Source organism: Agromyces sp. NPDC058136, assembly GCF_042884375.1.
Lineage (GTDB): Bacteria > Actinomycetota > Actinomycetes > Actinomycetales > Microbacteriaceae > Agromyces.
The window spans coordinates 181,533-203,424 of record NZ_JBHVUA010000004.1 but is presented as its reverse complement, the minus strand read 5'-3'; the positions used below and the strand labels follow the sequence as shown (position 1 = coordinate 203,424).

23 protein-coding genes are annotated in these 21,892 nt (G+C 72.1%); 21 read left to right on the top strand and 2 right to left on the bottom strand.

Annotation, left to right across the window (positions count from 1 at the left end; all coding sequences use genetic code 11):
- The first annotated feature begins 28 nt into the window (after nt 1–28).
- The 6 genes from ACFVTX_RS13145 (at nt 29) to ACFVTX_RS13120 (ending at nt 5,692) form a co-directional block, all read left to right on the top strand.
- A complete protein-coding gene (locus tag ACFVTX_RS13145) occupies nt 29–667 on the top strand; it encodes a hypothetical protein (RefSeq protein ID WP_386900779.1) in 639 nt (212 codons plus the stop codon).
- Nucleotides 668–723: 56 nt separating this feature from the next.
- Nucleotides 724–1,818: a 1-deoxy-D-xylulose-5-phosphate reductoisomerase gene (dxr, locus tag ACFVTX_RS13140; RefSeq protein ID WP_386900777.1), complete on the top strand. Its 1,095-nt coding sequence runs from the start codon at nt 724–726 to the stop codon at nt 1,816–1,818.
- Between the two features lie 45 nt (nt 1,819–1,863).
- On the top strand, nt 1,864–3,189 hold the full coding sequence (locus ACFVTX_RS13135) for a M50 family metallopeptidase (RefSeq protein WP_386900775.1): 1,326 nt from the start codon (nt 1,864–1,866) through the stop codon (nt 3,187–3,189).
- Nucleotides 3,190–3,244: 55 nt separating this feature from the next.
- Entirely contained in the window at nt 3,245–4,549 is a 1,305-nt protein-coding gene (locus tag ACFVTX_RS13130) for a sensor histidine kinase (RefSeq protein ID WP_386900773.1), read from the top strand.
- Nucleotides 4,546–5,211, top strand: a complete 666-nt coding sequence (locus ACFVTX_RS13125) for a response regulator (protein WP_386900771.1) — start codon at nt 4,546–4,548, stop codon at nt 5,209–5,211. The genes ACFVTX_RS13130 and ACFVTX_RS13125 overlap by 4 nt, the downstream gene beginning before the upstream one ends.
- A gap of 178 nt (nt 5,212–5,389) precedes the next feature.
- The gene (locus tag ACFVTX_RS13120; protein ID WP_386900769.1) at nt 5,390–5,692 is read left to right on the top strand and encodes an SHOCT domain-containing protein; all 303 of its coding nucleotides are present in this window, start codon (nt 5,390–5,392) and stop codon (nt 5,690–5,692) included.
- 61 nt (nt 5,693–5,753) lie between these two features.
- Here the strand turns inward: ACFVTX_RS13120 and ACFVTX_RS13115 are convergent, their stop codons facing one another.
- Both ACFVTX_RS13115 and ACFVTX_RS13110 read right to left on the bottom strand, forming a co-directional pair.
- Nucleotides 5,754–7,004, bottom strand: coding sequence for a low temperature requirement protein A (locus tag ACFVTX_RS13115; RefSeq protein ID WP_386900768.1), 1,251 nt, complete (start codon nt 7,002–7,004; stop codon nt 5,754–5,756).
- Between the two features lie 117 nt (nt 7,005–7,121).
- Nucleotides 7,122–8,306, bottom strand: a complete 1,185-nt coding sequence (locus tag ACFVTX_RS13110; protein WP_386900766.1) for an acetyl-CoA C-acetyltransferase — start codon at nt 8,304–8,306, stop codon at nt 7,122–7,124.
- Between the two features lie 136 nt (nt 8,307–8,442).
- On the opposite strand from ACFVTX_RS13110, the gene ACFVTX_RS13105 reads away from it, so the two are divergent.
- The 15 genes from ACFVTX_RS13105 (at nt 8,443) to ACFVTX_RS13035 (ending at nt 21,871) form a co-directional block, all read left to right on the top strand.
- Entirely contained in the window at nt 8,443–9,639 is a 1,197-nt protein-coding gene (locus ACFVTX_RS13105) for a substrate-binding domain-containing protein (RefSeq protein ID WP_386900765.1), read from the top strand.
- 106 nt (nt 9,640–9,745) lie between these two features.
- Nucleotides 9,746–10,501: an ABC transporter ATP-binding protein gene (locus ACFVTX_RS13100; protein ID WP_386900763.1), complete on the top strand. Its 756-nt coding sequence runs from the start codon at nt 9,746–9,748 to the stop codon at nt 10,499–10,501.
- Nucleotides 10,498–11,265 (top strand): ABC transporter ATP-binding protein, encoded by a 768-nt coding sequence (locus tag ACFVTX_RS13095; protein WP_386900761.1) that lies wholly within the window; start codon nt 10,498–10,500, stop codon nt 11,263–11,265. Before ACFVTX_RS13100 ends, ACFVTX_RS13095 begins: the two co-directional genes overlap by 4 nt.
- Nucleotides 11,265–12,140, top strand: a complete 876-nt coding sequence (locus tag ACFVTX_RS13090) for a branched-chain amino acid ABC transporter permease (RefSeq protein ID WP_386900759.1) — start codon at nt 11,265–11,267, stop codon at nt 12,138–12,140. The genes ACFVTX_RS13095 and ACFVTX_RS13090 overlap by 1 nt, the downstream gene beginning before the upstream one ends.
- On the top strand, nt 12,137–13,249 hold the full coding sequence (locus ACFVTX_RS13085; RefSeq protein WP_386900757.1) for a branched-chain amino acid ABC transporter permease: 1,113 nt from the start codon (nt 12,137–12,139) through the stop codon (nt 13,247–13,249). Before ACFVTX_RS13090 ends, ACFVTX_RS13085 begins: the two co-directional genes overlap by 4 nt.
- Entirely contained in the window at nt 13,242–14,879 is a 1,638-nt protein-coding gene (locus tag ACFVTX_RS13080; RefSeq protein ID WP_386900755.1) for a class I adenylate-forming enzyme family protein, read from the top strand. Before ACFVTX_RS13085 ends, ACFVTX_RS13080 begins: the two co-directional genes overlap by 8 nt.
- Nucleotides 14,876–15,610, top strand: coding sequence for a TetR family transcriptional regulator (locus ACFVTX_RS13075; protein ID WP_386900753.1), 735 nt, complete (start codon nt 14,876–14,878; stop codon nt 15,608–15,610). Before ACFVTX_RS13080 ends, ACFVTX_RS13075 begins: the two co-directional genes overlap by 4 nt.
- Entirely contained in the window at nt 15,607–16,353 is a 747-nt protein-coding gene (locus ACFVTX_RS13070; protein WP_386900751.1) for a 3-hydroxybutyrate dehydrogenase, read from the top strand. The genes ACFVTX_RS13075 and ACFVTX_RS13070 overlap by 4 nt, the downstream gene beginning before the upstream one ends.
- Nucleotides 16,350–17,264, top strand: coding sequence for an alpha/beta hydrolase (locus ACFVTX_RS13065; RefSeq protein WP_386900750.1), 915 nt, complete (start codon nt 16,350–16,352; stop codon nt 17,262–17,264). The genes ACFVTX_RS13070 and ACFVTX_RS13065 overlap by 4 nt, the downstream gene beginning before the upstream one ends.
- Nucleotides 17,261–18,034: a CoA transferase subunit A gene (locus ACFVTX_RS13060; protein WP_386900748.1), complete on the top strand. Its 774-nt coding sequence runs from the start codon at nt 17,261–17,263 to the stop codon at nt 18,032–18,034. Before ACFVTX_RS13065 ends, ACFVTX_RS13060 begins: the two co-directional genes overlap by 4 nt.
- Before the next feature lies 1 nt (nt 18,035).
- A complete protein-coding gene (locus ACFVTX_RS13055) occupies nt 18,036–18,677 on the top strand; it encodes a CoA transferase subunit B (RefSeq protein WP_386900746.1) in 642 nt (213 codons plus the stop codon).
- A gap of 73 nt (nt 18,678–18,750) precedes the next feature.
- Nucleotides 18,751–19,800, top strand: coding sequence for an alpha/beta fold hydrolase (locus ACFVTX_RS13050; protein ID WP_386900744.1), 1,050 nt, complete (start codon nt 18,751–18,753; stop codon nt 19,798–19,800).
- A 158-nt stretch (nt 19,801–19,958) separates the two neighbouring features.
- Nucleotides 19,959–20,411 carry a GNAT family N-acetyltransferase gene (locus ACFVTX_RS13045; protein ID WP_386900742.1) on the top strand — a complete coding sequence of 151 codons (453 nt, stop codon included), beginning with the start codon at nt 19,959–19,961 and terminating at the stop codon, nt 20,409–20,411.
- Nucleotides 20,412–20,484: 73 nt separating this feature from the next.
- The gene (ispG, locus tag ACFVTX_RS13040; RefSeq protein ID WP_386900740.1) at nt 20,485–21,615 is read left to right on the top strand and encodes a flavodoxin-dependent (E)-4-hydroxy-3-methylbut-2-enyl-diphosphate synthase; all 1,131 of its coding nucleotides are present in this window, start codon (nt 20,485–20,487) and stop codon (nt 21,613–21,615) included.
- A 76-nt stretch (nt 21,616–21,691) separates the two neighbouring features.
- Nucleotides 21,692–21,871, top strand: a complete 180-nt coding sequence (locus ACFVTX_RS13035) for a hypothetical protein (RefSeq protein ID WP_386900738.1) — start codon at nt 21,692–21,694, stop codon at nt 21,869–21,871.
- Nucleotides 21,872–21,892 lie beyond the last annotated feature (21 nt).

Here is a 21,892-nt window from a genome sequence, read left to right as displayed (position 1 = left end):
CCCCGCCCGATGGGGGAGGATTGTCGGCATGGATGCGGTCGCCGACGGCGAGATCGTCGAACTGCCGGGCGGGGACGCCCGGGCGGTGCTCGCCACGCGCGGCCGGCGGGGCCCCGCGCCCGAGTTGCTGCTGCGCCGACTCGTCGGGGCGGGCGCCGGCGTGCCGGCGGACGACGTCGAGCTCGTGCAGGCGTGCGAGACGTGCGGCGGTCGGCATGGCCGGCCGAGGGTCGGCTACCCGACGACGCCGTCGGGCGCGCAGTGGTTCGTCGATGCGGGCGGCGCAGGCGACCTCGTCGTCGCCGCGGCGGCGACGAGGCGGCGGGTCGGGGTCGGCGTCGAACTCGTCGGGGGCACTGCGCTCGAGGCCGTCGACGAGGCTGCGCTGCACCCGAGCGAACGCGAGGCGCTCGCCGCTCTCGACGCTCCAGGGCGGGCCCGGGCGCGGGCGACGCTGTGGGCGCGCAAGTCGGCGCTGCTGCGGGCGATCGGGCACACCGAGTTCACCGAGCCCTCGACGCTCGCCCTCACGATGCCGGGCGACGACGAGGGCATCGGTCGCATCGCGCGCACCGTGCCCGAGTTCGGGCCGGGCTGGCGGGGCATCCGGTTCCACGACCTCGCGGTGCCGGGGGCGGTCGTCGCGACGGTCGCGGTCCTCGTCTGAGCTTCACCGAACACTCCGGGCGGATGCCACGGCGCTCCGCGCCATACAGTGGTCTCGTGCGCAAGATCATCATCCTCGGCTCATCCGGTTCGATCGGCACGCAGGCGCTCGACGTCATCCGGGCCAACCCCAGGCGTTTCGAGGTGGTCGGCCTCGCGGTCGGGTCGAATCGGGCGCTGCTCGACGAGCAGGCCGCGGAGTTCGGGGTCGAGCACACGGCCGTCGGCATCGACGAGGCGGTGCAGCTCGTGCAGGGCGTCGACGCCGACGTCGTGCTCAACGGCATCACGGGCTCGGTGGGGCTCGGCCCGACGATCGCGACCCTCCGACGGGGCATGACGCTCGCCCTCGCGAACAAGGAGTCGCTCATCGTCGGCGGCGACCTCGTGACGCGGCTCGCGAAGCCCGGGCAGATCGTGCCGGTCGACTCCGAGCACTCGGCGATCGCGCAGGCGCTGCGCTCCGGCACCGACGAGGAGGTGCGCCGTCTCGTGCTCACCGCCTCGGGCGGGCCGTTCCGCGGTCGCAGCCGCGACTCGCTCGTCGGGGTGACCCCGGCCGAGGCGCTCGCGCACCCCACCTGGGACATGGGCCTCGTCGTCACGACGAACTCGGCGACGCTCGTGAACAAGGGTCTCGAGGTGATCGAGGCGCACCTGCTCTTCGACGTCGACTACGACCGCATCGACGTGGTGGTGCACCCGCAGTCGATCGTGCACTCGATGGTCGAGTTCGTCGACGGCTCGACGATCGCGCAGGCCTCGCCGCCCGACATGCGGCTGCCGATCTCGCTCGGCCTCGACTGGCCGAACCGGGTCGCGGCGGTCGGGCGGCCGCTCGACTGGACGCAGGCGCAGAGCTGGACCTTCGAGCCGCTCGACGAGGCGGCGTTCCCCGCGATCCGCCTCGCGAAGCAGGTGGGCCGTGCGGGCGGCGAGTATCCCGCGGTCTTCAACGCGGCGAACGAGCAGGCCGTCGCGGCGTTCCATGCGGGCCGCATCGGGTTCCTCGACATCGTCGACACGGTGCGCGACGTGGTGGAGCAGCACGAGGCATCCGGTTCGCTGACGCTCGACTCGCTCGCGGCGGCCGAGGCGGGCGCCCGTCGCACCGCGGACGCGCGCATCGAACGCCGTTCAGCCGATCGATAGGCGACGCCCAGCGGGCACCCGGCGAGCGGCAGTACGCTGTCCGACGTGGAATCCGTGCTCCCCTTCGTGATCGGCGTGGTCGTCGTCGTCCTCGGCCTAGCCGTGTCGATCGGCCTGCACGAGATCGGCCACCTCGTTCCGGCGAAGCTCTTCGGCGTCAAGGTCACCCAGTACATGATCGGCTTCGGGCCGACGATCTGGTCGCGCCGCAAGGGCGAGACCGAGTACGGCGTGAAGGCGATCCCGCTCGGCGGGTACATCTCGATGATCGGCATGTTCCCGCCGGCCAAGGGCGAGCAGGCGCACGAGGACTCGACGGGCTTCTTCCGCGGGATCGTGCAGGACGCCCGCGATTCGAGCGCCGAGTCGATCGCCCCCGGCGACGAGGACCGCGCGTTCTACCGGCTTCCGGTGTGGAAGCGCATCATCATCATGTTCGGCGGGCCGTTCATGAACCTGCTGCTCGCGATCGTGCTGTTCGCGGTGCTGCTCATGGGCTTCGGCCAGGCGCAGGCCTCGACGACGGTCGGCACGGTCTCGGCGTGCGCGCTGCCCGCGACGAGCGAACGGCAGACGTGCGAGCCCGGCGACCCGGCCGCGCCCGGCGCCGCGGCGGGCATCGAGCCCGGCGACCGCATCGTGCAGGTCGCGGGCGAACCCATCGAGTCGTGGAGCGAATCGACGGCGATCATCCGCCAGCACCCCGACGACGCGGTCGTCTTCGTCGTCGAACGCGACGGCGAGGAGGTCGAGCTCACCGTCACGCCCATGCTGAGCACCCAGTACGCGCTCGGCGAGAAGGGCGAGGTCATCACGGATGCCTCGGGCGAACCCGCCACCGTCGACGTCGGCTTCGTCGGCATCAGCCCGGCGACCGAGGTCGTGCAGCAGCCCGCCTCGGCCGTGCTGCCGGCCGTCGGCGAGCAGGTCAGCGGGGTCGCGGGCATCATCTTCAACCTCCCGCAGCGCATGGTCGATGTCGCTGAGGCCGCGTTCGGCCCCGAGGAGCGCGACCCGAACGGGCCGATGTCGGTCGTCGGCGTCGGCCGCGTGGCCGGTGAGATCGCGAGCCTCGACGAGATCCCGGTCGCCTCGAAGGTGCAGGGCCTCATCGGCCTCATCGCGAGCCTCAACGTCGCGCTGTTCGTCTTCAACCTCATCCCGCTGCTGCCGCTCGACGGCGGCCACATCGCCGGCGCCCTGTGGGAGGCGATCCGCCGCGGCTTCGCGAAGTTGTTCGGCCGCCCCGACCCGGGTCCCGTCGACCTCGCGAAGCTCATGCCCATCACCCTCGGCGTCGTCGTCATCTTCGGCGCGATGAGCGCGTTGCTCATCTACGCGGACCTCGTGAAACCGGTCTCCCTGTTCTGATGCGTTGCCTGTTGGACGGCCGGGGGGCTGCCGACTACTTCCGGGGGAGTACGCGATGAGTCGCCCGCGGGCCGACGAGCGCGGGGTGCTCGAGCGCTACCATCGGGGGATGCCCGAGTCGAGCAGGCGCGGTGCGCCGTCGCGGGGCGGGCCGCCATGGGGCGGGCCGCCGCAGTGGGCCGTGCAGTCCGAGCTCGAACGTCGACGCCCGCCCGCGGTGTTCGTGCTCGTCGCCCCCGTCGTCATCAGCCTGCTCGTGCAGGTGCCCGCCGCGATCGGCATCGCGCTCTGGCAGCACGTCGGCTGGCCGCTCGGCCTCCTGCACGTCGCGCTCGCCGCCGCAGGCCCGCTCGCCCTGCTCGGGGCACGTCGCTACCCGGGGCCGACGGTCGCCGCGGTGTCGCTCGCGGCGCTCGCCGACTTCCTGTTCGCTCCCGACGTCGGCCCGCCGTACGTCGCGCTCCTCTTCGCGATCGTCCTCGCCGTCGCCCGCGGCGCCGCGATCTGGGCGGCCGCCTCGGTGGCGGCGGTGTGGGTCGCCGCGGTCGTCACGGGCGCGATGATCGGCATCACCTGGTCGCCGCTGCGCATCGCCTTCACGACGCTCGTGCTCGGCGTGTGCTTCGGCATCGGCTGGTTCGTGCGCACCCGGCGTGCGCGGCTCGCGGCGTACCGCGCCGAGGCGCTCCGCCGCCGCGAGTCGGCAGAAGAACGCGAGCGCATGCGCATCGCCCGCGAGCTGCACGACGTCATCGGTCACGCCCTTTCGCAGATCAACGTGCAGGCGAGCGTCGGCCTCCACCTCATGGACCGTGACGCCGAGCAGGCGCGCAGCGCCCTCGCGCACATCAAGGAGACCTCGAAGACCGCCCTGGAGGAGGTGCGGAGCGTGCTCGGCGTGATCCGAGACGGGGAGGCGCCGCTCGTGCCGCAGGCCGAGCTCGCCGAGCTTCCCCGGCTCGTGCGAGGTCTCGCCGCCCCCGGCTTCACGGTGCACCTCGGCGACCGCCTCGCGGCGCCGCCCGGCCGCGCCGTGCAGTTCGCGGCGTACCGGATCGCGCAGGAGGCGCTGACGAACGTCGTCCGCCACGCGGAGGCGAGCCGCGCTGAGGTCGTGCTCGAACGGGTCGGCGACGACCTCGTCGTCACGGTCGACGACGACGGGACGGGGCCGGGCCCGATGGGCAGCGACCTCGCCGACGGCCCCGTCGCAGACCTCGACGTCGCCGCGACGGAGGGCCGTGGCATCCTCGGCATGCGCGAACGCGCCGCTCTGCTCGGCGGCGCCGTCGAGATCGGCGCCTCGCCCCTCGGCGGCACCCGCGTCAGCGCGCGGCTCCCGTGGAGCGACGCCGTATGATCCGGGTCGCGCTCGCCGACGACCAGCTGCTCGTGCGGGCAGGGTTCCGTGCGCTCGTCGACGCCGAGCCCGACCTCGAGGTCGTGGGCGAGGCATCCACGGGCGAAGAGCTGCTCGACCTCGTGCGCCGCGAAGCGGTCGACGTCGTCCTCATGGACATCCGCATGCCCGGCGGCGACGGGCTCTGGGCGACCGAGCAGATCGCCGCCGACCCGGCGCTCTCAGGCGTGCACGTCGTCATCGTCACGACCTTTGAGCTCGACGAGTACGTCGCGCGCGCCGTACGGGCGGGCGCGGCCGGGTTCCTCGTGAAGGACACGGAGCCCGTCGACCTGCTGCGCGCGATCCGCGTCGTCGCGGCCGGCGACGCGCTGCTCTCGCCCGGCGTCACGAAACGGCTCCTCGAACGCCTCGCCACGGGCCTCCGCGACGCTCCCGACGAGGCGGCGCTCGCCGTGCTCACCGAACGCGAGCGCGAGGTGCTGCAGCTCGTCGGGCAGGGGCTCACGAATGACGAGATCGCCGCCAGGCTCGTGCTCAGCCCCCTCACGGCGAAGACGCACGTCTCGCGCATCATGCAGAAGCTGCACGCCCGCGACCGGGTGCACCTCGTCGTCGTCGCCTACGAGTCGGGCCTCGTGGCGCCCGGCTGGCAGGACTAGCCCGCCCCGGGAGGAGCCGGCCCAGGGAGACGCCCGCCCAGGGAGTCCCCGGCGTCGGCCATGTGCTCCCGCGGGAGCAGTCGAAGTGCCTCCGCCGGGCGGATTCGCCGCCGCCCCGTCCCGACGAGACTCGGACTCGACGGTCGAGACGCGACCGCACGACACCACAGGAGTCCTCATGCTCACCACCGCCGCCCTCGCCACCGCGGCCGCCCACGCCGGCCCGTGGGCCGCCGGATACGGCTGGCTCTTCTTCCTCGTGCCGCTGTTCTGGTTCCTCGTGATCGGCACGCTCATCTTCTTCGTCGCACGCGGCCGCCGCCGCTACTGGGCGCAGGGGCCCGAGGGCTACGGCCCGCCCTGGGCTCGCGGCGCGAGCGCCGAGCAGACCCTCGGCCAGCGCTTCGCGAACGGCGACATCGACGAGACCGAGTACCGCGCCCGCCTCGAGGTGCTGCGCGCGAACCGGCCGAACGCCTGACCCCGAGCAGCGATGCGGATGCCCCGGCCGAGCGCCGGGGCATCCGCGTCGTGCCGCGCGCTCAGCGCAGGATCTCCTCGAGCGCGGCCCGCTGATGCCGGTGTCCGACGGTCTCGTAGCCGACCACGACGACGATCGGCGAACACGCGGCGATGACGATGCCGACGGGCAGGCTCGCGCCGGCCGCGACCGCGACGATCGCGATCGCGAGCACGGCGATGCTGCCGATGAAGAGCCCGATGTGGAACGGGTCGAAGCGCGCCATCAGGAAGCTGTAGAGCGTGAACAGCGCCGTGAGGAAGATCGCGACGGGCACGACGACCGTGCCGAGAGCTGCGACGTCGTCGATGTGCGCCTCGTCGGTGATCGCGTTCGCCGCGACGTGGAGGCCCGCCCCCGTCGCCGCGAGCGAGCCGAACACGATCATGTGCCCGTAGCCCCAGACGTACGAGCGGCGGCGGAACCTGGCGAGGAGCTTGCCCGACGGCATCGTGAAGTAGGTCCACCACAGGCCGAACGCGAGCAGGGTGCCGCCGAACGCGACGAGGCCGGCATCGATCGACCAGTGCTCCTCCTCGACGACCGCGGAGATCGCGAGGATCGTGCCGAGCACGACCTCGCCGAGGGTGATGATGACGAGCAGCCCGTAGCGCTCGGCGATGTGGTGCGGGTGCCACGGCGTCGTGCCGCCGCGACGCTCGGCGAGCGGCGGGATCGCCATCTCGCAGATGCCGAGCAGGAGCCAGAGCCAGAGCGTGAGCGCGAACGGCAGGTTCACGAAGATGAGCACGATCCAGGCGAGCTGCACGACACCGAGATAGCCCGCGTACCGGAGCGCCGTGCGGCGGGACGCCGGGTCGTGCCGGGCGATGCGCAGCCAGAGGGCGATCGTCGACAGGCGCATGATGACGTAGCCCGCGATGATGACGGCGTTGTCGACGTGCTCGCCGCCGTCGATCGAGTGGAAGAACTCGGGCATGCCGAGCGCCATCACGAGCACGCCGACCATCTGCACCATGGTCGCGACACGCACGTAGACGTCGTCGTTGTCGTACGCGCTCGCGAGCCACGTGTAGTTGATCCACGCCCAGCAGATCGCGAACACCGCGAGCGAGAAGGCGACGATCGCCGCGCCGAAGTGCCCGAGCTCGAGCAGGTGCGCCGCCTGCGTGCCCGCCTGGCTGAACGCGACGACGAAGGTGAGGTCGAAGAGCAGTTCGAGCGGGGTGGCGGGGCGGTGCGACTCGCTCGGGTCGCGCCCCACCATCCGGCGGAGGCGGTGGTCGAGCGGCGGGTGCGCTGACGTCGTCATGCGCATATCGTCGCATGGCCGGACGGTCGAGTGGCGCGACGACGGAGCGCGGATCGAGACCTGCCGTGGCAGTGGTCTCGATCCGCGCATCGCGCTCCGCGACCGACTCGAACGGGATCAGCGCGAGAGCAGCAGCGCCTCGCCCTGTCCGCCGCCGCCGCAGAGCGCGACTGCGGCGTTGCCCGAGCCGCGGCGCGCGAGCTCGAGGGCCGCGTGCAGTGCGAGACGGGCACCGGACGCGCCGATCGGGTGGCCGAGGGCGATCGCCCCGCCGTGCGCGTTGACCTTCTCGAGGTCGAGCGAGAGGTCGCGGGCCGACTGCAGCGACACGGCGGCGAAGGCCTCGTTGATCTCGACGACATCGAGGTCGGATGCCGCGAGCCCGCCCTTCTCGAGGGCCGCCGCGATGGCGTTCGAGGGCTGCGAGTGCAGCGAGTTGTCGGGGCCGGCGACCTGACCGGCGGCGCCGACGAGGGCGAGCCAGGGGAGCCCGCGCGACTCGGCCCACTCGCGGCTGGCCACGACGACCGCCGCGGCGCCGTCGGAGAGCGGCGAGGAGTTGCCCGCGGTGATGGTGCCTTCCGCGGTGAACGCGGGCCGGAGCTTCGCGAGCACCTCGACGGTCGACTCGGGGCGCACGCCCTGGTCTTCGGCGACGACGACGGGGTCGCCCTTGCGCTGCGGGATCTCGACGGGCACGATCTCGTCGTCGAAGACGCCGGCGGCCTGGGCGGCGCCCGCGCGTACGTGCGAGGCGGCGGCGATCTCGTCCTGCTCTTCACGGCCGATGCCGTATCGGCCGTTGAAGCGCTCGGTCGAGGCGCCCATCGACTCGCGGTCGAAGGCGTCGGTGAGGCCGTCGTGCGCGGCGTGGTCGAGGAGTTCGACGCTGCCGTACACGTGGCCGGCGCGGGAGCCGGGCAGCAGGTGCGGGGCGTTGGTCATCGACTCCTGGCCGCCGGCGACGACGACGTCGGCCTCGCCGAGGCGGATGAGGCGCGCGGCGTCGGTGATGGCGACGAGGCCCGAGAGGCAGACCTTGTTGAGGGTGGTGGCGGGCACCCGCCAGGGGATGCCGGCGGCGACGGCCGACTGCTTGGCGGGGTTCTGGCCTGCGCCGGCCTGCAGCACCTGGCCCATGATCACGGCGTCGACGTCGTCGGGCGAGACGCCGGCCTTCGCGAGCGCGCCGCGGATGGCCGCCGTGCCGAGTTCGACCGCGCTCTGCCCGGCGAGATTGCCGTTGATGCGGGCGAACGGGGTGCGTGCCCCCGCGATGATGACGACGTCGGGGATGCTCATGTCTCCTGGACTCCTTCGTACGGGTTGCGAGCGTTGCGCTTCGCAGCCTATTGTACTTTCCTGAGACCTGAACCATCTGTCAGGTTCTCCCGGAAGCATCACATTCCCAGCCATTCACAGTTGAGAGGCAGAACCCATGCGGGCTACGAAGAAGTACCTCGCGACGGCCATCATCGCCGCCGCTTCCCTCGCACTCGTCGGCTGCGCGCCGACCGCCGGTGCCGACCCAGTCGCGAGCGAGGCCGGCGCCCCGGTCAAGGTCGCCATGCTGACCTCGCAGACGGGCCCCCTCGCCGCCTACGGCGAGGCGTACACGGCCGGCTTCGAGGCCGGTCTCGACTACGCGACCGACGGCACCGGCACCGTCGACGGCCGCGAGCTCGAGATCGAGTGGGCCGACGACCAGGGCAACCCCGACACCGCCGTCGCCAAAGCGAAGGACTTCATCGGCCAGGGCTACCAGATCCTCGCCGGCACTGCCGCGTCGGGCATCGCCACCGCGCTCGCCGAGCAGGCCGCCCAGAACAAGATCCTCTACATCTCGGGCCCCGCGGCCGCCGACGCCCTCACCGGCATCAACGAGTACACCTTCCGCTCGGGCCGCCAGACCTTCCAGGACGTCGCGACGGCCGGCACCTTCATCGGCGACCCGGCCGGCAAGAAGGTCGTCGTCTTCGCGCAGGACAACGCGTTCGGCCAGGGCAACCTCGCCGGCGTCCAGGCGGTGCTCGGCAGCAAGGGCGCCACGGTCGAGGGCGTGCTCGTCGCCGAGGATGCCACGGAGTTCACGCCGTTCGCGCAGCAGCTCGTCAGCGCCGCGCCCGACCTCGTCTTCGTCGCGTGGGCCGGCGCCTCCTCTGGCGCCATGTGGACGGCGCTCTCGCAGCAGGGCGTCTTCGACGCCGTGCCCGTCGTCACCGGCCTCGGCGACGTCGCCACCTACGGCGCCTACGGCGAGGCATCCGCCGACATCTCCTTCCTCAACCACTACTTCGGCGGGGCCGCGGGCACCGACGCCGAGGCCGCGATGATCGAGCACCTCGAAGCGGCCGGCGCGAAGGCCGACCTCTTCTCGCCCGACGGCTTCGTCGCCGCGCAGATGATCGTGCAGGCCGTGCGCGAGGGCGGCGACACCGTCGACGGCATGATCGCGGCCCTCGAGGGCTGGACCTTCGACTCCGTCAAGGGCGAGATCACCGTCCGCGCCGAGGACCACGCCGTCATCCAGCCGATGTACCAGGTGAAGCTCGTGCAGGACGGCGACGCCTGGGTGCCCGAGCTCGTCGACACGGTCGACGCCGAAGAGGTCGCACCGCCGGTCGCCGGCAAGTGATCCTCGGGGTCGGCGGCCACGACACCCGACCCGGCGGCCACCGACCCCGCCACCACTCGAGCGACCAGCTCGCCCCCTCGACGCGACCCCTCGACCGAAGGCAGTGATGACCGACCACCCGATGCTCAGCCTCGAGCAGATCGGCCTCCGCATCGGCGGCGCCCGCATCCTCGACGGCGTCTCGCTCGACGTGCCGGCCGGGCAGATGCTCGGCGTCATCGGCCCGAACGGCGCCGGCAAGACGACCCTCTTCAACGTGGTCTCCGGCGTCGTCAGGCCGACCGCGGGGCGCGTGCTCCTCGACGGCACCGACGTCACCCGCGAACCGATCCACCGCCGGGCGGCAGCTGGTCTCGGCCGCACCTTCCAGACCTCGAGCCTGTTCCCGGCGCTCAGCGTGCTCGAGAACGTGCGCCTCGCCGCCCAGGCCCACGCCGGGCACGCCACGAGCCTCGTCCGCATCCCGCGCCGCAGCGACGCCGCGAGCGAGCGGGCCCTCGAATGCCTCGCCGAGGTCGGGCTCGGGCATCGGGCCGACGCCGAGGCATCCGGCCTCGCCCACGGCGAGAAGCGCAAGGTCGAGATCGCCATGCTGCTCGCCACCGACCCGAAGGTGATCCTCCTCGACGAGCCCATGGCGGGCGTCGCCTCGGGCGACGTGCCCGCACTCACCGAGGTCATCCGCGGGCTGCACCGCGGCGGTCGCACCGTGCTCATGGTCGAGCACCACATGGAGGTCGTCCTCGGCCTCGTCGACCGCGTCGCGGTCATGCACCACGGCGAGCTCCTCGCCGTCGACACCCCGGAGGCCGTGATGGCGAACCCGACCGTGCAGTCCGCCTACCTCGGGGAGGCGATGTGAGCGCGCCCACCACCGGCGAGCCCATCGGCAGCGAGCCGACTGCCGGCGTCACCGGCGAGCCCATCCTCGTCGTCGACCGCCTCTCGGGGCGCATCGCGGGCCAGCAGGTCATCGAGGACGTCGCCTTCGAGGTGCCCGCGACGGGCGTCACGGCGCTCCTCGGCCGCAACGGCGTCGGCAAGACCTCGACGATCAAGTCGATCATCGGGCTCATCGAGCGCACCGGCGAGGTGCGCCTCGCGGGCGAGCGCATCGACGCGCTGCCCACCCATCGCATCGTGCAGCGCGGCGTCGGCTACGTGCCCGAGGACCGCGAGGTCTTCGGCCAGCTCACCGTCGCCGAGAACCTCCGCCTCGCCGAGCGCGACGCCGCACCCCGGCGCGAGCTCGTCGACCGCCTCTTCCCCGACCTCGTCGCCCGGCGGGCGCAGCGTGCAGGCACCCTCTCGGGCGGCCAGCAGCAGATGGTGTCGCTCGCCCGGGCGCTCGTCAACGAGAACCGGCTGCTCCTCGTCGACGAACCGACGAAGGGCCTCGCGCCCCGAATCGTCGACGAGGTCGCCGCGGCGCTCGCCGAAGCGGCGCAGACCGTCCCCATCCTCCTCGTCGAGCAGAACCTGCGCGTCGTGCGGCGCCTCGCCGAACGCGTCGTGGTGCTCTCGGGCGGCCGGGTCGTGTACACCGGCACCGCCGCCGGGTTCCTCGACGACGAAGAACTCATCCACCGCCACCTCGGCGTGCACGACGCGAGCGAGGCCGCCTGATGTCGACGATCGTCCTGCTGCTCATCACCGGCCTCGGGCTCGGTGCGCTGTACTTCCTCGTCGCGAGCGGGCTCTCGCTCATCTACGGGCTCATGGGCGTGCTGAACTTCGCGCACGGCTCCTTCCTCACCATCTCGGCCTTCCTCGGCTGGGAGGTCGGGCGCCGGGTCTCCGACGGCACCTGGTGGGGGCTCGCGATCTCGGCCCTCGTCGGCATGGCGGTCGGCGCGATCGTCGCCGCCCTCACCGAGTACCTGCTCATCCGCCGGCTCTACGAGCGGCACATCGAGCAGGCGCTCGTCACCGTCGGCCTCTCGCTCGCGACCGTCGCCCTCTTCGAAGGCATCTGGGGCACCGACCCGATCTACACGGCCCGCCCCGACTGGCTCACCCAGACCACCGAGATCCTCGGCGCGAAGATCCCGAACGACCGCTTCCTCCTCATCGCGTGCGCCCTCGTCGTGCTCGGCGGCATCGTGCTCTTCCTCAAGCGCACCCGCTACGGGCTCATCATCCGGGCGGGCGTCGAGAACCGGCAGATGGTCACCGCCCTCGGCATCGACGTGCGCCGCTCGTTCACCCTCGTGTTCGCGATCGGCGGCGCCGCGGCCGGTCTCGGCGGCGTGCTCGCCTCGGTCTACTACGGCTACGTCTCCGCGCACCTCGGCAGCGTGCTGCTCATCTTCGCGTTCATCGTGACCGTCATCGGCGGGCTCGGCTCGCTCACCGGGGCCGCCGTCGCCTCCGTGCTCGTGGCCGTGCTCCAGCAGTTCGCCAATTACTACCTCGGCGGCACCGGCGACCTCGTCGTCGTCGTCGCGCTCGCCGCGGTGCTGCTCGTCCGCCCTCGAGGACTCATGGGGAAGATCGCATGACCGGCAAGCCCATCGGCATCGCCCGCAACCGGACCCTCTGGCTCGTCGGCGGCGGCATCGCCCTCGTCGTCCTCCTCGCGATCCTCCCGCTCCTCGCGATCGACATCCCGGGTGTGCTGCCCGGCCCGACGTACACGCCGGGCACACTGCAGCTGCTCGCCTACGCGATGCTCATCGGCGCCCTGGCGCTCAGCTACCGCATGATGTTCGGCCTCGCCGGGCTCCTCTCATTCGGGCACGCGCTCTTCTTCGCGGCGGGCGCCTACGGGCTCGGCATGACGCTCGACGCGTTCGGACCGGCCGAGTGGCCGAGTGAGCTCATCTTCCTCGGCTCGGTCGTCGTCACCCTCGTCGCGGGCTTCGTGCTCGCAGCCACGGTCGGCGCCCTCGCCCTACGGGTGACGGGCATCTCCTTCGCCATGGTGACGCTCGCCTTCGCGCAGGCCGGATCGGTGCTGATCCGCCGCAACCCGGGCGGTGCGACCGGCGGCGACGAGGGGCTCTCGCTCGACATCGAGCACGTGCCCGACGCCCTCGTCGGGGTGCTCAACACCCGCAACCTCTACTGGGTCGCGCTCGGCGTGCTCGTGCTCGTCTACCTCGTGGTGCTGTGGGTCGAGCAGAGCCGCGCCGGCCACGTCGCCGCCGCGACGCGCGAGAACGAGCTGCGCGTGCGGGTGCTCGGCCTCCGGCCGTACAACGTGAAGCTGCTCATCTTCATCGTCGCCTCCGTGCTCGCCGCGGTCGCCGGCATGGGGTACCTGCTGCTGCAGTCGGGGGCCGCGCCGCGCGTCGCGACGGCCGACTTCACCCTCACCCTCCTCGTCATCGTCGTGCTCGGCGGAGTGGGGTACCGGTGGGGCGCGATCGTCGGCGGTATCGTCTACACACTGCTCGATCAGCGGCTCACGGCGCTCGCGGGCTCCGACTTCATCGCGGGGCTGCCCGCGGTCCTCCGGGTTCCGCTCAGCGAGCCGCTGTTCATCCTGGGAACGCTCTTCATCCTCGTCGTGCTGTTCCTCCCCGGGGGGATCGCGGGCATCCCGCAGCGCATCCGCTCGGGGCGCGCGAGCCACCCGGCCGAATCCGAAGAGGTGGCGGATGCCTGACGGACGGCACACCCTCGGCCGCTGGACGGGCGACCGTGCCCGCGCGACCCCCGAACGCATCGCGATCGACGACCGCGGCGTCGTCGTCAGCTACCGCGAGCTCGACGAACGCGCCGAGCGGCTCGCGACGGCGCTCCGCCGCGCGGGCTACGCGGTCGGCGACCGCATCGCGACGATCACGGGCAACAGCGCCGACCACGTCGTGCTCTTCTTCGCCTGCGCGAAGGCCGGGCTCGCGCTCGTGCCGCTCTCGTGGCGGCTCGCGCCGCGCGAGCTCGCCGCGCAGCTCGAGATCGCCGAACCCGCGCTCCTCCTCGTCGAGAACGAGTTCGACTCGCTCGGGCGGGCGACTCTCGCGCGCCTCGCCCGCCGCATCCCGAGCACCGCGCTCGGTGCCCACGGCATCGAGGCCGAGGTGCCCGCGCCCGGGCGCGTGCCCGAGCCCGGTCGGCTCGCCGCGGGCGGCGAGGGCGGCGCCGTGGCATCCGCTCGCACCGACGTGCACGATGACGACGCCCTGCTCATCATCTTCACCTCGGGCACGACCGCGACCCCGAAGGGGGCGGTGCTCACCCACGCGAACTGCTTCTGGACGAACCTGTCGTTCTCGCGCATCGCCGAGCTGCGGGCGACCGACACGGTGCTCGCGGTGATGCCGCAGTACCACGTCGGCGGGTGGAACATCCAGCCGCTGCTCGCCTGGTGGACGGGCGCGACCGTCGTGCTCGAGCGCACCTTCGACCCGGGCCGGGTGCTCCACCTCATTCAGGAGCGGCGCATCACGACCATGATGGGCGTGCCCGCGAACTACCTCTTCCTCGCGCAGCACCCCGCGTTCGCCGACACCGACCTGTCGAACCTCGAGCACGCGATCGTCGGCGGGGCGCCCATGCCGCCCGCGCTCCTGCGCACCTGGCATGCCCGCGGCATCGCCCTCACGCAGGGCTACGGCCTCACCGAGGCCTCGCCGAACGTCCTCTGCCTGCCCGACGAGGACGCCCTCCGCCGTGCGGGCTCGGCCGGCAAGCCGTACCCCCACGTCGACGTCGCCGTCGCCGACCCGGTCACGGGGGAGCACCTCGACGGCGCCGCCGCAGGCGAACTGCTCGTGCGCGGGCCGGGCGTCTTCGCCGGGTACTTCCGCGACGAGGCGGCGACCGCGGCCGCCCTCCACGACGGATGGCTGCACACCGGCGACCTCGTGCGCCGCGACGCCGACGGCTACTTCACGATCGTCGACCGGCTGAAAGACCTGTACATCACCGGCGGCGAGGGCGTCGCCCCCGCCGAGGTCGAGGCCGCGCTCATGGCGCACCCCGCGGTCGCCGACGTCGCCGTCGTCGGCGTGCCCGACGATCGCTGGGGCGAATCGGGCGTCGCGTGGGTGGTCGCCGCCCGCGGTCGGGCGACGGATGCCACGGAGCTGATCTCCTTCGCCCGGGACTCCCTCGCCCACTTCAAGGCGCCCCGCGAGGTGCGCTTCCTCGACGAACTGCCCCGCTCGGCCGCCGGCAAGGTGCTGCGCAGGGTGCTCATCGAGCGGGCCGTCTCCACGGCACCCGCCGTGGCCGCCGCACCCGACGCGACCGTCGCATCCGACCCGATCACCGCACCCGAGGAGGCCAGATGAGCGCCGCACCCCGCACCGCCCGCGGCGAGAAGACCCGCCGGCGCCTGCTCGAGGCGGCCGAGCACGTGTTCGCCGCGCACGGGTACCACGAGGCATCCGTCTCGCGCATCACCGAGCGCGCGGGCGTCGGCCAGGGCACGTTCTACCTGTACTTCGCCACGAAGCTCGACGTGTTCAACGAACTCGTCGAAGACCTGAACCACCGGGTGCGCCAGGCGATGAGCGAGGGCTCGCGCGGCGCGACGAACCGCATCGAGGCCGAGCGCGCCGGGTTCGCGGCGTTCTTCCGCTTCACGGCCGAGCACCCGGCGCTCTACCGGGTGGTGCGCGAGGCCGAGCTCGTCTCGCCCGACGCGCTGCGCCTGCACTACTCGCGCATCGTCGAGGGCTACATCGACGGGCTCCGCGACGCCGCCGAGGAGGGCGAGATCGGCGACATCGACCCGACCGTCGCCGCGTGGGCGCTCATGGGCGTCGGCGAGATGATCGGCATGCGCTGGGTGCTCTGGGGCGACGGCGACGCCGCCCCGGGCGACCCGGCCGATCCCACCGCGAGCGGCACCCGCGAGGTGCCGCCGCACGTGCTCGACGAGATGATGCGTTTCATCGCGGGCGCGCTCGGGCGTCCGGCGCTCGTTGCGAGCCCGACGCCGGCGCCGACCCCGAGCACCGCACCCGCAACCGACCCGCGCCCCGCCGCGGACCACCCAGACCACCAGGAGGAATCGTGACCGATCTCGAAGGACGACGCGCGATCGTCACCGGGGGAGCGAGCGGCATCGGCGAGGCCTGCGCCCGCGCCTTCGCCGCCGCGGGCGCCCACGTCGTCATCGCCGACCTCAACGCCGAGGCCGCGAGCCGGCTCGCCGACGAACTCGGCGGCGAGGCCTGGGCGGTCGACCTCGGCGACACGGCCGCGCTCGCCGAGGTGTCGCTCGACGCCGACCTCCTCGTGAACAACGCCGGCATCCAGCACGTGCGCCCCATCGAGGAGTTCGAGCCCGAGCGCTTCGCCCTGATCATGCGACTCATGCTCGAGTCGCCCTTCCTCCTCATCCGCGCGGTGCTGCCCGGCATGTACGAGCGCGGCTTCGGCCGGATCATCAACGTGTCGAGCGTGCACGGGCTGCGCGCCTCGCCGTTCAAGTCGGCGTACGTCGCCGCGAAGCACGGCCTCGAGGGCCTCTCGAAGGTCACCGCGCTCGAGGGCGGTCCGCACGGCGTCACCTCGAACTGCATCAACCCCGGCTACGTGCGCACCCCCCTCGTCGAGAAGCAGATCGCCGACCAGGCGCGCGTGCACGGCATCCCCGAATCCGAGGTGCTGCCGAAGGTCATGCTCACCGAGTCGGCGATCAAGCGGCTCGTCGAACCCGCCGAGGTCGCGAGCCTCGCGCTCTGGCTCTCGAGCCCCGACGCGGGCATGGTCACGGGCGCGAGCTACACCATGGACGGCGGATGGAGCGCACGATGACCACGGCTTCCCTCGCCGCTTCGACCTTCTCGGTGCCCGTCGCAGGCGGCGCGCTCGCCGGCGGTCAATGGCACGCGGATGCCACGGGTCTCCCCGTGCTCGCGGTGCACGGCATCACGGCGAGCCACCGCAACTGGGACCTCTTCGCTGCGGCGCTTCCCGAACGCCGCATCGTCGCCCCCGACCTCCGCGGCCGAGGCCGCAGCAACGGGCTGCCCGGCCCCTACGGGCTCGTGCAGCACGCCGACGACCTCGCCGCGCTCCTCGACGGGCTCGGCATCGACCGCGCCTACGTCGTCGGCCACTCGATGGGCGCGTTCGTCTCGGCACGGCTCGCCGAACGCCATCCCGACCGGGTCGCGGGCCTCGCGCTCGTCGACGGCGGGCTGCCCGTGCCGAGCCCCGAGGGCATCGCGCCCGAGGAGCTGCCGAAGGTGCTGCTCGGGCCCGCGCTCGAGCGGCTCTCGATGACCTTCCCCGACCGTGCGGCGTATCTCGCCTTCTGGCGGCGGCATCCGGCACTCGGCCCCTACTGGAACGACGCCATCGAGGGCTACGTCGACTACGACCTCGACGGCCGCGCACCCGAGCTGCACAGCTCGGCGAAGGCCGATGCCGTCATGGTGAACGCCGTCGAGCTCGACGGTCGCGACGGCTACACGGGGGCGCTCGAGGCCCTGCCCGGGCCGGTCGACGTGTTCCGCGCGCCGCGCGGGCTCCTCGATGCCGCGCCCCTCTACCCCGAGGCCCTCGTCGCCGAGTGGGCCGCGCGCGTGCCGGCCCTCGTCAGGCACGAAGTTCCCGACGTGAACCACTACACGATCCTCATGACCGAGGGCGGCACAGGTAGCGTGATCCCTGTGATCCGCGCCCGCATCGAGGCCGCAGACACACAGGAAGGTGCAACGTGACACTCGACAAAGTCGTCGGGTCCGCTCAAAAGGCGGTCGCCGACATTCCCTCCGGAGCCAGTCTCGCCGTCGGCGGATTCGGTCTCTGCGGTATCCCGATGGTGCTCATCCAGGCGCTGCTCGACGCCGGGGTCGACGGGCTCTCCGTCGTCTCGAACAACTGCGGCGTCGACGACTGGGGGCTCGGCGTGCTGCTCGCGAAGCAGCGCATCGCCAAGATGACCTCCTCGTACGTCGGCGAGAACAAGGAGTTCGAGCGCCAGTACCTCACCGGCGAGCTCGAGCTCGAGCTCACCCCGCAGGGCACACTCGCCGAGAAGCTGCGCGCGGGCGGCTCGGGTATCGCCGCGTTCTTCACGCAGACCGGCGTCGGCACCCAGGTCGCCGAGGGCGGGCTGCCCCGCCGGTACCACGCCGACGGCACGATCGCCGTCGCGAGCCCCGTGAAGCCCGTGCAGACCTTCGAGTTCGCCGGAGAAGCCCGCGAGTTCGTGCTCGAAGAGGCGATCACGACCGACTTCGCCCTCGTGCACGCGCTCAAGGGCGACCGGCACGGCAACCTCGTCTTCGACAAGTCCGCCCGTAACTTCTCGCCGCTCGCGGCGATGGCGGGGCGCGTCTGCATCGCCCAGGTCGAGGAGCTCGTCGAACCGGGCGCCATCGACCCCGACGCGGTGCACCTGCCGGGCGTCTACGTCGACCGCGTCGTCGTGGTCGGCCCCGACATCGAGAAGCGCATCGAACGCCGCACCGTGCGGGAGGAGAACTGACATGGCCCTCACCCGACTCGAAATGGCGGCCCGCGCCGCCCGCGAACTCACCGACGGCTCCTACGTGAACCTCGGCATCGGCCTGCCCACCCTCGTGCCGAACTACGTGCCCGACGACATGACCGTCGTGCTGCAGTCCGAGAACGGCATCCTCGGCGTCGGCCCCTACCCGACGGAGGCCGCGGTCGACCCCGACCTCATCAACGCCGGGAAGGAGACGGTGACGGTGCTGCCAGGCGCCGCCTACTTCGACTCGGCGCTGAGCTTCGGCATGATCCGCGGCGGCAAGATCGACGCCGCCATCCTCGGCGCCATGCAGGTCTCCGCCTCGGGCGACCTCGCCAACTGGATGATCCCCGGCAAGATGGTGAAGGGCCCCGGCGGCGCGATGGACCTCGTGCACGGCGCCCGCAAGGTCATCGTGCTCATGGAGCACGTCGCGAAGGACGGCACGCCGAAGATCGTGAACGAGTGCTCGCTGCCGCTCACCGGCCGCCGCGTCGTGCACCGCATCATCACCGACCTCGCCGTCATCGACGTCACCCCCGACGGGCTCGTGCTCGTCGAATGCGCGCCGGGCGTCACCGTCGGGGAGGTCGTCGCGGCCACCGAGCCGCCGCTCGACATCTCGTCGGTCGAATAGCGCAGCGTATCGAGACCACGGCCCCGTCGGTCGAGTAGCGCAGCGTATCGAGACCCAGTTCGAAGGAACCAGCATGATCACCACCCACCTCCCAGGCATCGAGTCCGAAACGGTGCAGACGCCGCGTCTGCGCGCGGGCATCCTGCGTCGCCGCTCGGATGCTCCCGCCAAGACCGTCGTGTTCGTGCACGGCAACGTCTCCTCCTCGCTGTTCTGGCAGCCCGTCATGCTCGACCTGCCCGCCGAGGTCGACGCCGTCGCGATCGACCTCCGCGGTTTCGGGGCGAGCGAGACGCTGCCCGTCGACGCGACCCGCGGCGTGCGCGACTTCTCCGACGACGTCGCGAGCGTGATCGACGCGCTCGGACTCGGTGCCGTGCACCTCGTCGGATGGAGCATGGGCGGCGGCGTCGTCATGCAGCTCCTCCTCGACCGGCCCGAGCTCGTCGCGAGCCTCACCCTGCAGGCGACGGTGTCGCCCTACGGCTTCGGCGGCACCGCGCTCGACGGTTCGCTGCTCGTCGCGGATGCCGCGGGCACGGGCGGCGGGGGAGCGAACCCCGACTTCGTGGCCCGGCTCGACGCGGGCGACCGCAGCGAGGAGGCCGGCACCTCCCCGCTCGCGGTGTACCGCTCGAGCTACGCCGCACCGGGGTTCGCCTCGGAGTACGAGGCGATCTGGGTCGAGTCGATGCTGTCGACCGCGACCGGGCTCGACAACTACCCGGGCGACGCGACGGCATCCGAGAACTGGCCGGGCTTCGCGCCCGGCGGTCGGGGAGTGCTGAACACCATGGCGCCGACGAACTTCGACACCTCGGCGATCGCCGAGCTCGCGGTGAAGCCGCCCGTGCTGTGGATCCACGGCGCCCAGGACGCGATCGTCGGCGACGCCTCGTTCTTCGACCTCAACCAGCTCGGGGCGGCCGGCATCATCCCCGGCTGGCCCGGCGAAGAGATGGCACCGCCGCAGCCGATGATCTCGCAGACCCGCGCCGTCCTCGCCCGCTACGCGGCGGGCGGCGGCGCCGTCACCGAGCTCGAGCTCGACGAGTGCGGCCACTCGCCGCACCTCGAGCACCCCGAGGCGTTCCGCTCGGCGCTCCTGGAGCTCATCGGATAGACCGCTCGACCGGGAGGGGAGCGCACGCGGATCGCGCCGTGTGCGCTCCGGTCCAATTCCCGGCCGCGTCGTGAGCGAATCGTGATGATGCGCAGCCCGCGCGATCGTCCGAACTCCGGTCGTCGAGACGGGCTGCGCCGGTGACCTAGCCTGAGGGCATGGACTGGACGCTGCGCCCGAGCACCGCGGGCGACGCCGCCTGGATCGCCGAGGTGAAGGCGCGGGTCATGCGGCCCGACCTCGAGCGCCTCGGCCGCTACGACGAGGTTCGCGTGCGACGGCGGTTCCTCGACGCGTTCGAGCCGGCGTTCACCCGCGTGGTCGTCGTCGACGGCGAGGCGATCGGCTCGATCGCGGTGCGCCCCGAACCCGATGCGCGCTGGATCGAGCACTTCTACCTCGACTCGGCGTTCCACGGTCGCGGCCTCGGCGGCGCGGTGCTGCGGCACGTGCTCGCCGAGCCCGATATGTCGACCGAGGGCGAGCCTCGGCCGTTCCGCCTCGACGTGGTCCAGGGCAGCCCGGCACGGCGGCTCTACGAGCGCCATGGGTTCATGCTCGAGTCGGAGGATCCGATCGACGTGATCATGGTCCGGCCGGCCGCGGCCTGAGGCATCCTGTCGTCGCAGCCGGCACCCGGCCGCACGCAACTACACTTGAGACGTGCCTGCAGTGAATCTCGGAATGCCGAAAATCCCCGAAGTCCTGGCCCCGCGACGCAAGTCCCGTCAGATCAAGGTGGGCAAGGTGCTCGTCGGCGGCGACGCCCAGGTGAGCGTGCAGTCGATGACGACGACGCCCACGACGAACATCAACGCGACCCTGCAGCAGATCGCCGAGCTCACGGCCTCCGGCTGCGACATCGTCCGCGTCGCCGTGCCGAGCCGCGACGACGCAGAGGCGCTGCCGATCATCGCGAAGAAGAGCCAGATCCCGGTCATCGCCGACATCCACTTCCAGCCGAACTACGTCTACGCCGCGATCGACGCGGGGTGCGCCGCGGTGCGCGTGAACCCCGGCAACATCCGCAAGTTCGACGACCAGGTCGGCGAGATCGCCCGCCGCGCGAAAGAGGCGGGGGTCTCGCTCCGCATCGGCGTGAACGCCGGTTCGCTCGACCCGCGCCTGCTGCAGAAGTACGGCAAGGCGACGGCCGAGGCGCTCGTCGAGTCGGCCGTGTGGGAGGCCTCGCTCTTCGAGGAGCACGACTTCCACGACTTCAAGATCTCGGTGAAGCACAACGACCCCATCGTCATGGTGAAGGCGTACCGCATGCTCGCCGAGCGGGGCGACTGGCCCCTGCACCTCGGCGTCACCGAGGCGGGCCCTGCCTTCCAGGGCACGATCAAGTCGGCGACCGCGTTCGGCATCCTCCTCGGCGAGGGCATCGGCGACACGATCCGCGTCTCGCTGTCGGCCCCGCCCGTCGAGGAGGTGAAGGTCGGCCTCCAGATCCTCCAGTCGCTGAACCTCCGCGAGCGCAAGCTCGAGATCGTCTCGTGCCCGTCGTGCGGCCGCGCGCAGGTCGACGTGTACAAGCTCGCGAACGACGTCACCGACGGGCTCGAGGGCATGAGCGTGCCGCTCCGCGTCGCCGTCATGGGCTGCGTCGTCAACGGCCCGGGCGAAGCCCGCGAGGCCGACCTCGGCGTCGCCTCGGGCAACGGCAAGGGCCAGATCTTCGTGAAGGGCGAGGTCATCAAGACGGTGCCCGAGTCGGAGATCGTCCAGACGCTCATCGCCGAGGCGAACCGCATCGCCGACGAGATGGGCGCCGACGCACCGGTGGGAACGCCGACGGTCGTCACGCCGTAGCCGCGGGCGCCGGTCGCGAGTAGGGTGGGCGCCCTCGGATGCCGCGTGGGCACCCGGTCGGCGGGAGGAGACCTTGATGAGCGGCGACGGCACCGAGTTCGAGTACCCCGACACGGCGGGCTACCCCGACGGCATGGGCACCCTTCACGAGGGCACCCAGGACGAGAATGACGAGAACGACGAGGCCGCCGAGGCGACCGCCGACGACCTCGACACGTTCGCGATGAGCGACGAGGAGGACGTCGAGGGCGTCTGAGCGATCGCCGCTCCGGCGACA